Annotated in this window: 14 protein-coding genes; 7 read left to right on the forward strand and 7 right to left on the reverse strand. The window is 59.4% G+C overall.

From position 1 onward, the window contains the following. Positions 1 to 90: 90 nt before the first annotated feature. Positions 91 to 702 carry a Ycf51 family protein gene (locus tag NW819_RS08280; protein WP_414343408.1) on the forward strand — a complete coding sequence of 204 codons (612 nt, stop codon included), beginning with the start codon at positions 91 to 93 and terminating at the stop codon, positions 700 to 702. Here the strand turns inward: NW819_RS08280 and NW819_RS08285 are convergent. Together NW819_RS08285 and NW819_RS08290 are read right to left on the reverse strand one after the other, a co-directional pair. Next, positions 630 to 1547, reverse strand: coding sequence for an alpha/beta fold hydrolase (locus tag NW819_RS08285; protein WP_414413466.1), 918 nt, complete (start codon positions 1545 to 1547; stop codon positions 630 to 632). The two genes, NW819_RS08280 and NW819_RS08285, sit on opposite strands and share 73 nt — an antisense overlap. Positions 1548 to 1577: 30 nt before the next feature. After that, positions 1578 to 2243 carry a Crp/Fnr family transcriptional regulator gene (locus NW819_RS08290; protein WP_011432518.1) on the reverse strand — a complete coding sequence of 222 codons (666 nt, stop codon included), beginning with the start codon at positions 2241 to 2243 and terminating at the stop codon, positions 1578 to 1580. 416 nt (positions 2244 to 2659) lie between these two features. Here NW819_RS08290 and surE point away from each other — a divergent pair, with 416 nt between their 5' ends. Continuing rightward, positions 2660 to 3439, forward strand: a complete 780-nt coding sequence (gene surE, locus NW819_RS08295; protein WP_414413467.1) for a 5'/3'-nucleotidase SurE — start codon at positions 2660 to 2662, stop codon at positions 3437 to 3439. A gap of 22 nt (positions 3440 to 3461) precedes the next feature. Here surE and NW819_RS08300 read toward each other — a convergent pair whose 3' ends face one another. The 3 genes from NW819_RS08300 to hisH are packed head-to-tail and all read right to left on the reverse strand — an operon-like array spanning position 3462 to position 4804. Then, on the reverse strand, positions 3462 to 3671 hold the full coding sequence (locus NW819_RS08300) for a pentapeptide repeat-containing protein (RefSeq protein WP_414328915.1): 210 nt from the start codon (positions 3669 to 3671) through the stop codon (positions 3462 to 3464). Continuing rightward, positions 3668 to 4141 carry an EVE domain-containing protein gene (locus NW819_RS08305; protein WP_414413468.1) on the reverse strand — a complete coding sequence of 158 codons (474 nt, stop codon included), beginning with the start codon at positions 4139 to 4141 and terminating at the stop codon, positions 3668 to 3670. Before NW819_RS08305 ends, NW819_RS08300 begins: the two co-directional genes overlap by 4 nt. A 6-nt stretch (positions 4142 to 4147) precedes the next feature. Next, the gene (hisH, locus tag NW819_RS08310; protein ID WP_414413469.1) at positions 4148 to 4804 is read right to left on the reverse strand and encodes an imidazole glycerol phosphate synthase subunit HisH; all 657 of its coding nucleotides are present in this window, start codon (positions 4802 to 4804) and stop codon (positions 4148 to 4150) included. A 68-nt stretch (positions 4805 to 4872) separates the two neighbouring features. Here hisH and hemW point away from each other — a divergent pair, with 68 nt between their 5' ends. Beyond that, positions 4873 to 6090, forward strand: a complete 1218-nt coding sequence (gene hemW / locus NW819_RS08315; protein WP_414413470.1) for a radical SAM family heme chaperone HemW — start codon at positions 4873 to 4875, stop codon at positions 6088 to 6090. Between the two features lie 187 nt (positions 6091 to 6277). Here hemW and NW819_RS08320 read toward each other — a convergent pair whose 3' ends face one another. Beyond that, the gene (locus NW819_RS08320; RefSeq protein WP_011432526.1) at positions 6278 to 6769 is read right to left on the reverse strand and encodes a YajQ family cyclic di-GMP-binding protein; all 492 of its coding nucleotides are present in this window, start codon (positions 6767 to 6769) and stop codon (positions 6278 to 6280) included. Between the two features lie 117 nt (positions 6770 to 6886). Here NW819_RS08320 and NW819_RS08325 point away from each other — a divergent pair, with 117 nt between their 5' ends. Next, a complete protein-coding gene (locus NW819_RS08325; RefSeq protein WP_414413471.1) occupies positions 6887 to 7723 on the forward strand; it encodes an SDR family oxidoreductase in 837 nt (278 codons plus the stop codon). 128 nt (positions 7724 to 7851) lie between these two features. Further along, complete coding sequence (locus NW819_RS08330; protein ID WP_011432528.1) at positions 7852 to 8217, forward strand: FHA domain-containing protein; 366 nt, start codon at positions 7852 to 7854, stop codon at positions 8215 to 8217. Here the strand turns inward: NW819_RS08330 and NW819_RS08335 are convergent. Further along, positions 8204 to 9472 carry a lipopolysaccharide biosynthesis protein gene (locus NW819_RS08335; RefSeq protein ID WP_414413472.1) on the reverse strand — a complete coding sequence of 423 codons (1269 nt, stop codon included), beginning with the start codon at positions 9470 to 9472 and terminating at the stop codon, positions 8204 to 8206. The genes NW819_RS08330 and NW819_RS08335 overlap by 14 nt on opposite strands. A gap of 47 nt (positions 9473 to 9519) precedes the next feature. Here NW819_RS08335 and mrdA point away from each other — a divergent pair, with 47 nt between their 5' ends. Both mrdA and NW819_RS08345 read left to right on the forward strand, forming a co-directional pair. After that, positions 9520 to 11499: a penicillin-binding protein 2 gene (gene mrdA / locus NW819_RS08340; RefSeq protein ID WP_414413473.1), complete on the forward strand. Its 1980-nt coding sequence runs from the start codon at positions 9520 to 9522 to the stop codon at positions 11497 to 11499. A gap of 315 nt (positions 11500 to 11814) precedes the next feature. Then, positions 11815 to 12120, forward strand: a complete 306-nt coding sequence (locus tag NW819_RS08345) for an HU family DNA-binding protein (protein ID WP_011432531.1) — start codon at positions 11815 to 11817, stop codon at positions 12118 to 12120. The last annotated feature ends 39 nt before the right edge of the window (positions 12121 to 12159 follow it).

Consider the following 12159-nt stretch of genomic DNA (forward strand, 5'->3'; position numbering starts at 1 on the left):
CCAGCGGGACGGAGTCCTTAGATAGGGCAGCCAGAATCGGGCTCATCCTGCATCCTAGAGATGAAGCTCTAGCCGCTAAACTGGGGAATCATGGATGCAACTTTGGAATCTTTCTTTGCCTCTGCCACCCAAATTGGGCTAGGTCTAGCAGGCTTGCTGGCTGTGCTCACCCTGCTGGCCTGGATCCGCAATTGGCCCTTGAAGTTTGCGCTGGTGGGCTACACGGCGTTTGCGCTGGTTTTAACGGCGGGATGTTTTGCCCTCAGCTTGGGGCCGATCTTTCGCTCCCGCATTCCCGGTGCTGCCCCCTACACCACCGTCTATGACCAAGGGGCGGATCGAGCGGTTATTGCTGTCAGCCCGGATATCACCCCAGAGCAACTGATCCTCACCCTGAAGCAGGCGGCCAGCGATTTGGGATCCCCGGGCCGCTTCTCCACCGGTTCGCCGGTGTTCACCTTGCGGGCCCGCACCGTCATCCATCCCGAGCCGGGAGTTTCCGAGCCGTTGCTCTTGGGCACGCTGCAACAGCCGTTGGGAAAGCGCCTGCGCACCCCAGAAGAACAACAGCAGCAGCAGATCCATCTGGAGGAAGAGGCCTTTGCCCGGCTGCGGAAGTTGGCCCAGGGTCAGGCTTCTGCCGCCTTGTCTGCAGAGGGAGCGGAAGAGCCAACCACCGGGATCCCACTTGCCCAGTCTTGAGCGCTGAGCCAGCGGCGCAGATCCTGTCCTACCTGGTCGGGGATCTCCCAGGGAAAGAGATGAGCCACGTTGGGATAGACAATGCAGGTGCAGTGGGGCAGGGCGCGGGCTGTGGCCAGGCTGCTGTTGGCGGTGATGTGGCGATCCCGCTCGCCGGCCATAAGCAGTACCGGGATGCGAATTCGGTGCAGATCTCCCTCGCGGTTGTAGCCCCGTTGCAAAGCGGCGCGCAGAGCTTGGCGAGCCTGGGGGGAGGTGTGCAGATAGGCGGGCAAGGCCATGTGCGCCAAATACCGATAGGCCGTTGGGGTCTGTTGCTGCATCAGGTAGCGGTAAAGGGAGCGACGGCCAAAGGTCTCGATGTTCCATTCCCAGCCGGGCCAAACCCAGTTGAGCAGCGAGGCAACGCCGGTGTTGACCTGATCCCAAAAATCGGTGGGGGGATGGTTGCTGCGGGGGCAGGCGGCACTGGCCACCAAGACCAAACCCTTTACCCGCTGCGGCAGCCGCAAAGCCAACTCCAGGGCCAGGATCCCGCCCAAAGACCAGCCCAGAACCAGACACGCCTGCCAGCCCAGGCGATCCAGCAGCCGCTCCAAGTCCTCTAGGTGATCCTGCATCTCAAAGGGATCCGTCACCTGGGAATGCCCGTAGCCACGCAGATCTGGCGCCACACAGGGGTGGATCCCCGCCACTGCCTCTGCAAATACCGCCATGCAGTCGGCATTGCCCGGATGGCCGTGGAGCATCAAGATTGGGAGGGAGGGGATCCCTTTTCCCCAAGTACGGTAGTGGAGCTGCAGGCCCATCGCGTCAGCAGTGCAGTTCCCGACTGCTGTAGGCATAACACTCTGGATAGCATCTAGACAGCAGGGTTAGGCGCTGGCCGCCTTCTTCGGAGTGGGCTGGAGCTTTACCCCGTTGGGAATGCAAATTAAGTTTTGATCCAGCACCTGCACAAACCCTTTCGAACGCAGGGATCCCAGAAGACGAGTCACCGTCACGCGGGTGGCCCCAATGGCATCCCCAATCTGGGCATGGGTAAGGGGCCAGGGGAGATACATCCCTTGTTCACAGGGCTGTCCATACTCTTCGATCAACAGGCTCAAGAAGCCCTTGAGGCGATCGATGGCGCGCCGTTGGCCCAGATTTCCCAACCACAGCAGCTTCCGTTGCAGTTGCTGGCGGAAGTTTTCCTGAATCTTCTGGTGCAGATAGGGCCACTGCTCCAGATCCTGCCAGTAAAACCACATCACCGTGGTGCGATCGGCGTGGGTGCAGGCTTTCAACTCAAAGCGCTCTGGGTTGCTCAGCTCAAAAGGAAATCCAGCCGTGATGAACCCAACAAAGACCTCCCGCCGCTCTGGAGTTTGGCTGACCAGGCGCACCACTCCCTCTTGGGTGATGTACACCAATCCCGGACGAGTGGGAATGCGCACGTCTTTGGGAAAGGTGCGACAGCGGTAGTGCTCCTCGGCCCACTGGCAAAGCTCACGCCATTCCTGAGCCTCTGTTGCCGATGTGATGGAAACAAGTGACATGAGATCAACTTCCTGTCGCTCGAGCGACCTGATGGGTTTTACAGACTTTCCAGCTTTACCCGGCTGTAGGCTATGCAACGCTTCCGCGTTCGCGCCGGCGGTGCGGAGCACCTACACGTCAACGGGACGGAGTCTTAGGAAGATGGGGATGGAGAAACAGCAAGATACACACAAGAAGGCAAATACAAAGAGGAAGGAAACCGCAGGGTTTACTTTACCTTAGCTTCATAATGGCACTTGACCTCATAGGGTGACATTGTGTTCCTACTGATATTGTTCAAAAGGCTACGTCCAATAATAACCCCAAGAAGCCGTAAATTTTCAGATTCTGCCGCTGAACTCGGCTACCTGGGGGATCAGCGCAGATCATTGGGTCAGACTGGTGTATGTCTAAGGGCGGGTGTGGGGTGGCCGGGATGAATATTCTCATCAGCAACGACGATGGCATCCAGGCGGCAGGGGTGCGGTGTTTGGCGGCAGCGCTGGCCCAGCTGGGGGGGCACCAGGTAACGGTGGTCTGTCCGGATCGGGAGCGCTCGGCCACCGGCCACGCCCTGACGTTGCACAAGCCGCTGCGGGTGGATCCGGTGCGGGAGGGATTTCCTCCAGAAGTGCAGGCCTGGGCCTGTTCGGGCACCCCTTCCGACTGTGTCAAGTTAGGTCTGGACGGGCTATTGGATCGTCCTCCCGATTGGGTGATTTCCGGCATCAATCAGGGAGCCAATCTGGGCACGGATGTGCTCTACTCCGGCACCGTCTCGGCGGCAATGGAAGGGCTATTGGAAGGGATCCCTAGCCTGGCAGTAAGCTTGGCCAGTTTTACCCATCAGGATTTTCAACCAGCGGCCCAGGTGGTGCTGAAGCTACTGGAGAAACTGAGCCTGAAACCCCTGGGGGAGCCGATGCTGTTGAACATCAACGTGCCCCCCCTAGCGCTGGCTGAAATACGCGGCATGGTCTTGGCCCGCCTGGCCTGGCGCAAGTACACAGATCTCTATGAGAAACGGGTGGATCCGCGCGGCAAGGCCTACTACTGGCTAGCTGGAGAGGTGGTGGAAGAGGGGGTGGATCCCCGCTCGGATGTGCGGGCGGTTGCTGAGGGCTATGTGTCGATTACGCCCCTGCAGCCGGATCTAACGGCCTACGCGGCCTTCGATAGCCTACAGCGCTGGGGGCTCTCAGCTTTTGGCTCATGAATTTTAAGCCGGTGAGCTGGGGTCAGCGCCGAACAATGTCATCCCCTCCAAATTTTGGGTCGAACTCGGCGGGAAAGCGGGTGTTGGCACTGTAGATTGCCCCTTCCAGAAAAGCGCTCTTTAGGTTGTCCATCGACAGATTGGCCCCTCGCAAATCCGCCCCCGTTAGATCCGCCCCACTTAGGTCGGCGCCACGCAAATTGGCCCCACTCAGGTTGGCCTCGCCCATCATAGAGGAGACTGCGTAGAAACTCCCGTCAGCGCCAGCAATCGTTTCGCCACCCCTTCGGCAACCGGCATGACCGACAGTCGCGTGCCCCGTCGTACTACTTCCAGCTCCTCTGGGGTGAAGGTGTCTCGCAATTCAGCCAAAGGGATCAATCGCCCAAAGGCTGAGACAAACCGCACTCGCACCGTATGCCAGCGGGGATCCTCGCGGGTAGATTTGGGATCATAGTAGGGGCTGGCAGGGTCGAATTGGCTGGGATCCACCACCTGGGTTTCTAGGATTGCCATCAGGCCAGCAATACCAGGGGGGTTGGCGTTGGAGTGGTAGAAAAAGGCGCGATCCCCCACCTGCATGGCTTTTAGATAGTTGCGGGCTTGGTAGTTGCGCACGCCATCCCAGAGGGTTTGGCCTTCCCGCTGCAGATCCCAGATGCTGTAAACGCTGGGCTCAGATTTCATCAGCCAGTAGTTCATGGGGCACTAGGCTCTGGGAGCAGATAAAAGGGAGCAACGGGCAGCAAACTCGACAAAGTTTTGCAACATCTGCAAGCCAACAGGGCCCGACTTTTCGGGGTGAAATTGGGTAGCAAACAAGGTGCCGCGGGCAATAGCGGCTACACAGGTTTGGCTGCCGTGTTGGGTGGTAGCAGCCACCCAGCTTGGGTCATTGGGCACTGCGTGGTAGGAGTGGACAAAGTAAACCCAGCTTTGATTCGGGATCCCTGCCCAAAGAGGCGATTGGGGTTGGGTAAGGTGCAACTGGTTCCAGCCCATGTGGGGGATACGCAAGCCCGGCTCCGGTCGAAAGCGCTGCACCCGTCCAGGCACAATGCTCAGCCCTGGCTCTGTTCCCTCTTCGCTGCTTTCGAACAAAACTTGCAGCCCAAGGCAAATGCCTAAAAAAGGCTGTTGCCGCTCCACAGCTTCCCGGATCGCTTTCCCAAAGCCCCGCGCCCGCAGCTGCTGCATGGCTGGGTCAAAGGCCCCATCGCCGGGCAGGACAATGCCGTCAAAAGCCGCTAGTCCAGTTGGCTCTGTTACTAGCTGCACCTCAGCTCCGGCCCGCTCCAGCCCTTTGCAAGCCGAATGCAGATTTCCCGCCTCATAGTCGATCACCGCCAGGCGCACAGCTCCCATGGGATCCCTCCTCGTGAGGAGTTTCGGAGTCTATCAGTATAGTGGTTCTATCCCGTTTGAGCTGACCCATGGCTGTGGCAACGGCTTTGCACAATCCCACTCCGACCGATACTGCTCTGCAATGCTGCCGCGACCAGGTTGATTGGCCTGAAGCAGCTTACCTGCACATCCCTTTTTGTCGGCAACGCTGCCACTACTGTGATTTTGCCACCGGCCTGGGCACCCGCAAGTTGATGGAAACCTACGTGCAGATGCTCTGCCGAGAGATCGGCAGCTCCTACCGCTACCGCCATCTGGCCGGGGATCCCAGACCGTTGACCAGCATTTTTTTCGGGGGTGGCACCCCTTCTCTGCTGACGGTGGAGCAACTGGGGCGGATCTTGACTCAATTGAGGGAGAGGATCCCGTTTCATCCCGACTGCGAGATTTCTCTGGAGGCCAACCCCGGCACCCTGACGCGGGAGCAGTTGGCGGGCTACCGGGAGCTGGGGGTCAACCGCATCAGCCTAGGGGTACAGGCATTTCAGCCAGAGCTGCTGGCCGCTTGTGGTCGCCTGCATGGAGTGGAGGAAGTTTACGAAGCCGTGGCCGACTTGCAGGCGGCGGGCTTTGAGAATTTCAACCTGGATTTGATCTTTGGGCTGCCCTACCAGACTTTGGAACACTGGCAGCAGTCTCTACGAGCTGTTCTTGAGATTAACCCCACCCATGTCTCCGTCTATGATCTGACGATTGAACCGGGAACCCGCTTTGGTCGGATGTACCGACCGGGAGCAGCACCTTTGCCCAGCGAGGAAACCACAGTTGCCATGTACCTAATGGCGCGGGAGCTGCTCACCGAAGCGGGCTACATCCACTACGAAATCTCCAATTTTGCCCGCCCCGGCTACGCCTGTCGCCACAACCGAGTGTACTGGGAAAATCGCCCTTACTTTGGCTTTGGCATGGGATCCGTCGGCTACGAGGGGGGACGGCGCATTCAGCAGCCCAAAACCCTTTACCACTACTTCGAGCAGGTGAAAGTCGGAGTCCACCCTCTCCCTCCTGAAGCATCCCCAGAGGAAGTTTGGATGGATACTTTGATGTTGGGGTTGCGTCTAAAGGAAGGTCTGGATTTGTGCCATTTACAGGAGCGTTTTGGCCACCCAAAGGTCGAGCAAGCTTTGGAGAGGCTGGATCCCTATTTTGAGAAGGGATGGGCCAGTTGTGAGGCAGGCCGGCTACGGCTGATTCCGCCCGATGGCTGGCTATTTTCCAATGAGATTCTCAGAGACTTGCTGGCTTGATTCCGACGGTTACTTTCACAAGATTTCTCACCAGAGCCCCCTATCCCAATTGGCCGAAAACTCAAGCTTTGAGGAGCGTAGGCCATCACCATTTCCAGCAGCCATTAAACCCAACATTTCACAGATCCTGAGATCTCTAATCTTGCAAGAGGGGTTGAGGGGAAAGATACGGAAGCCCAGAGGATCCCTATCGATAGTTGACAAATTGCAGCGCCACCGGGTAGTCCTGCTGCCTAAGCATTTGAATGACCGCCTGTAGCTCGTCTTTATCCTTGCCGGAAACGCGCACCAGATCCCCTTGAATGGCAGGCTGCACTTTCTTAAAGTTGTCGCGGATTTGCTTGGCGATCTGTTTGGCCAGCGTGGCATCAATGCCCTTTTTCAGGTGAACCACCTGGCGCACTCGGTTGCCGCCGGCGCTCTCTGGGGGTTGAAAGTCGAAGATCTTCAGGGATAGACCCCGCTTGGCCGCTTTGGTAAGAAGCAGATCCCGAATGGAGTTGAGGGCCATGTCGTTGGCGGTGGTGATGGTCAGGGATCCCTCCTCCAGCTCAATTTCCGTCTGAGTATCCTTGAGGTCGTAGCGCTGTTTGATCTCCCGCCGGGCTTGATCTACAGCGTTCACCAGTTCCTGCCGATCGAAATCGCTGACGATGTCAAATGAGTAGGTAGAGGCCATACACCCTATCTTCGCTATTGTTCAGTATCTTAAGCCCTCAGCCAAGCAGGGATCCCTAACTCTCGGAGAAGCTACAACAGGTAGAGGGATCCCAGTCCAGATTTACGGAGAAGCAAGATGGCCGATGTTGTTTTAATTACAGGCGCTTCTGAAGGCATCGGCAGAGCTACTGCCTTTACCTTTGCCCGTGGGGGTTACCGATTGGCGCTGGCTGCCCGCACTGCCGAAACCCTGAAGCAAACGGCCATCGACCTAGAGCAAAGCCTCAACGCCGAGGTCTTGGCCGTTCCCACCGATGTCACGCAGCCAGAACAGGTGCAAAACCTGGTGGAGAGAACTCTGGAACGCTATGGCCGCATCGATTGCCTGATCAACAACACCGGCATCTGCATGAGTGGCCCTTTTTTGCAAACTACCCTGGAACACTGGCAGGCTTTGATGGCGGTCAACTTTTGGGGCTACCTCCACACCATCCGAGCCGTGCTCCCCGACATGTTGAAGCGCAAAAAAGGCCAGATCATCAACGTGGGATCCATTGGCGGCAAAATGCCCCTGCCCCAGATGAGCGCCTATTGTGCCAGCAAGTACGCGGTCAGTGGGCTGACAGAAGCGCTGCGTCTGGAACTGCAACCCCAAGGGATCCAGGTAATTGGCGTCCATCCGGGCATCGTCAGCAGCAATTTCCTCAAGCGAGCCATTTTTCTGGATGAGGTGGGGCCAGCGTCCTCTCCCGACAGCCAAGCCCAAACCTCAGGTGGCAAAGCCCGTGAGCAAATGCAACAGGCGCTGGAGAGTTTTTGGGTCAGCCAGCCGGAAGAAGTTGCCGAAGCCATTTGGGATGCCGCTCGCCAGTCCAAGTCAGAGGTGGTGGTGGGCATGGCCCAATGGGCGGTAGGAGCTTACACCCTCTTCCCCGGATGGGTCGGCTCATTGCTCCAGAATGTTCCTCGCTAGCCCACTGGATCGGTCGAGAGTTCTGGGGCGCTGGATGAGCGATTCTGCAGACCCAGCGATAGCAGGAAGAAGGCTAAACTTCGGTATAGTTTGAGGTACGGTTAAACACTGGTATTGACAGCGGAAGTATGGTTGAATCTGTGCCTTCTCCTTCCGGTACCCACCAGCACATCTTGATCGTGGAAGACCGAGATGGCCGCCGTACCCAGGTGCTGGGATCCGCCAAATACTTCATCGGTCGGGACTTGGCGAACGACATCTGTCTCAACTCTCAGTATGCCTCCCGCTACCACGCCATGCTGCTGCGGATTCCCGCCGAGCGAGAGGGAGAATATTGCTACCGCATTTTGGATGGGGATCTGGAAGGTCGCCCCAGCACCAATGGCTTGTTGATCAACGGCCAGAAATTGACCACCCACCAGCTCAAGTCGGGGGATGTGATCACCTTTGGCCCCGATGCCAAAGCCACCTACAAAATCGTTAAGGCGCCCTAGGCCCAGCTCTCTGCAGAGAGCGCAGCTGCCCCCGAATCAACAGCAGCAAAGCCAGCACCAAGGCCATCTCCGACAGCAAGGTCGCTAGGGCCGCCCCCTGCCAACCCCACCTTGGGATCCAAACCGCATTCAAAAGCCCATTCAGCCCCAGAGCCATCAGTTGCAGACGGCTGCGGGGCTTTTGCAACCCTGCTCCGGTGAGCAGGTGAGATAGCAAAAGGTGGATCCCTTCCAGCAAAATGACCGGGCTGAGCCAGCGCAGGATGAGGGCCGTTTCCCGGTAAGCCGATCCCAGCACCCAAGGGATTCCGTAGGATCCCAGGGCCAGCCCCAGGGCGGCCAAACTGCCGTAGCCCACCACCCAAGGGGAAAGGTGACAGGCGTAGCGCCAGCCTTGCGGAAGGCCCTTCTGCCCTTGGCGGCACAGCTCGGCAAAATGGCTGGTGAGCAGGGCGATCATCGGCGTTTGCGAGAAGTTGATCACCCGATAGGCAGCGCTGTAAAGACCCCCCGCCGCTGCTGAGGCCAAACGGGGCAAGAGCAGCTTATCCAAATCGGTGAAGGTTTTCACCGCGGCCAGCCCCACCGCAAAGTCCCAGCCCGCTATCAGCCGTTCCCGCAGATCTCGCCAGCTCAGGGCCAAGGGGGGAGAAGGCTCGCTCCACCGCCCCATCCCCCTCGCGATCAGCAGCAGCACGACCAACACCATCAGGCCGTACAGAACAGCCCATTGCACCAGGGATCCCCAGCCTAAGGCCACCGCCAACAACACTGCCCCCAATCGCCCCAGCGCCATGCCCGTGTCGATGAGGGCTACCCCAGCAGCCTGCTCTCTCCCGATCAGGATCCCCCTGTACACCTCTGGCACCGCGATGAACAGCAGATCGCTCAAAAGCAATACCCCCACCACCGCTGCCGGCGTCCCGGCCAGCCAAACGCTCAAGAGGGGCCACAACACCAGCGCCATCCCCCCACAGCCCAATCCCGCCAACCATAAGCTGGGGCCAATCCCCTGGGTGCAAGTCGGGGATCCCTGCCGGCTGAGGCGCTGGATCAGCAGTTCCGATTGGCCCAAATAGCCAAACGGGGCGGCCAGGTTGCTGCAGGCCAAGATGGCAGAGAAAACCCCGAAGGCTTCCGGCCCCAACAGCCGCGCCAAGAGGATGAAATAGGCCCCGGACAACCCCAGGCGCAGGCCATTGCCCACCATCAGCCAGGCAGCCTGGCGCAGCCGTTGTTGTTCTGCTCTATCCACGCTGCCACTCCTGGACGAGGCTTGCCGCAGCCAGGGATACTGGATGGATGCTGAGACTGCCTGCCCGAGAGCGGGCATCTCCTCTCGATTTTGGGTGTATCGGTTGCAATTCTTCTGGCAAGTTCATGGCCAAACTCTACCCTGTCAGCGACGCCACGCGAAGCCCCAACACCTTGACCGGACGGGATCCAAAAGCCCTGTTCTCCCCCCATTCCAGACCGCCTGCCCCCCGCCGGGTACTTCCCCCACCCCTGCCGGACGGCGGTAGCCCTCGCTGGCTGGGATCCGCATCGGCCAAAACGGTGGGGCAGGGCTATCGGGCCGTTGTCTTGCTCTTGCTGACCAGTCTGCTGCTGTTTGGAGGGCTGGGATCCCGTCTGGCCTACCTGCAGCTAGCGCGCACCCAGTATTACCGCCAGCTGGCCGATACCAACCGCATTCGCCTGTTGCCCCAGCCGCCAGAACGCGGACGCATTGTGGATCGCAACGGCGTATTGCTGGCGAGCAGCCGATTGTCCCACTCGGTCTTCCTCTGGCCTCTGGTGCAGTCGCGGCAGCGCTGGCAGGAGATGATCCCCAAGTTGGCAGAATACTTGAACATGGCCCCCGAGGAGATCGCCCAGAAACTGGAACAGGCCGGATATCGTTCCCCGTTTCCCGTGCGCATCCTGCGCAACGCCAGCCCCCAGGTGGTCATTCAACTGGAGGAGATGAGCCGCGAGCTGCCGGGGGTGATGGTGGAGGCGGAGACGGCGCGGTTTTATCCCCATGGCGACTTGGCCGCTCACCTGCTGGGCTACACCGGCGAGATCCCCCTAGAGCAACTGCGGGCCGACCCTAGCTATCGCCTGGGGGATATCGTTGGCCTGATGGGAGTGGAGGAATTGTTCGAGAACCATCTGCGCGGCCAATGGGGCGGGCGACAGGTGGAGGTGGACGCCATGGGAGAGGTGCTGCGGGTGCTGGGGGAACAAGCGCCCCAACCGGGCAACACCCTGCAGCTCACTTTGGATGTGCGGCTGCAGCAGGCGGCAGAGCGGGCCCTCGGCCAGCAAAAAGGAGCGGTGATCGCCATGGATCCCAGCGATGGCTCGATCCTGGCCATGGCCAGCTATCCCACCTTTGATCCCAACCTCTTTTCCAGCCGCATCACCCAAGCCCAGTGGGAGAGCCTGCAGCAGCAGGATTTTCCCTTCCTCAACCGCGGCCTGCGGCCCTATCCCCCCGCCAGCACCTACAAAATCATCACCACCGCTGCCGGGATTGAGTCGGGAGCCTTTCCCCCGAATACGGTGCTGCAGACCGGCCCCTACATCCAGGTGGGAGGGTGGCGCTTTTGGGACTGGAACCGGGCCGGCTTCGGGCGGCTGAACTACCGGCAGGCGATGGCCTACAGCAGCGACACCTTTTTCTACCAAATCGCCCTCGGCACCAAGGCTGCCCCTTTGCAAGAATGGTCGCGCCGCTTTGGGTTGGGACAACTGACCGGGATTGGCCTCAAAGGGGAAGCCGCGGGTCTGGTGCCGGATGCTGAGTGGAAGCAGCGCCACTGGCGCGAGCCCTGGTATGTGGGCGACACGGTCAACATGTCCATCGGCCAGGGATTTATTACCGCTACGCCGCTGCAAATGGCGGTGGTAACGGCGGCAGTGGCCAATGGGGGCTGGCGGGTGCGCCCCTTGCTCTCGCACCAGGTGATCCCGGAAAGCCCTGTGCCGCTGCGCCAAAAGGTAGGTCTTTCCCCTGCCACCCTGGAGATCCTGCAGCAGGGGCTGCGAGATGTCGTGGTTTACGGCACTGGCGGCAACGCCAACCTGGGGCCAGGATTTCCCCCAACGGCTGGCAAAACCGGCACCGCAGAGGATCCGCCGCGGCGATCCCACGCTTGGTATGTTGGCTATGCTCCCTACGACCGGCCCGAATTGGTGGTCGTGGTCTTTCTGGAAAACAGCGGCGGTGGGGGTGGATCACGGGCCGCTCCCATCTTTCGAGAGGTGATGCGGGCCTACTTCCGACCCGAGTCGTGAGCCCTAGCTTTCTGTCGGATCCGAGCCAACTGGGTATATGCAGTCTCTTGTCTCCCAGAAAATTGCGTTAAGATCCCCTAAAACCCCTTGCCCAGCAGGCTTCTGCCCTAACTTAGCTGTAGAATATGTCAGTGATTTGGAGCTCAACTGCCACAATCCTGCCATTCGCGCCAGTGGCGCCTTGGCGCATTGCAGGGCAAGCCCCGCTCCCACACACTGAGAACACTCTGGGCCGTGGCCGCTCTGCAACGCCTGAGCGAATCCGCGATCCAGGGAACGCTCTAACTTTATTGCCTAACTCAAAAGGAGATCAGGATGAACAAGGCAGAACTTGTTGATGCCGTCGCTCATCGCGCCAATGTAACCAAAAAAGAAGCGGAGGCTGTCATTTCCGCCGCACTGGAGATCATTGTCGAAGAGGTCGCATCCCGCGATGAAAACGGTGAACCCAAGGGGAAGGTGATCCTGGTGGGCTTCGGCTCCTTTGAGGCTCGCAAGCGCAAAGAGCGGGAAGGTCGCAACCCGAAAACCAACCAAAAGATGGTGATCCCAGAGAGAATCGTCCCCACTTTTGCGGCGGGCAAGTCATTCCGCGAAGCAGTAGCAGGGGGGAAATCTTAATTTCGCCGGGTTGGGACAAGGACTTCGTCCCGCTGACGC

The sequence above is a fragment of the Synechococcus sp. R8-2 genome (assembly GCF_047461715.1).
Classification (GTDB): domain Bacteria; phylum Cyanobacteriota; class Cyanobacteriia; order Thermostichales; family Thermostichaceae; genus Thermostichus.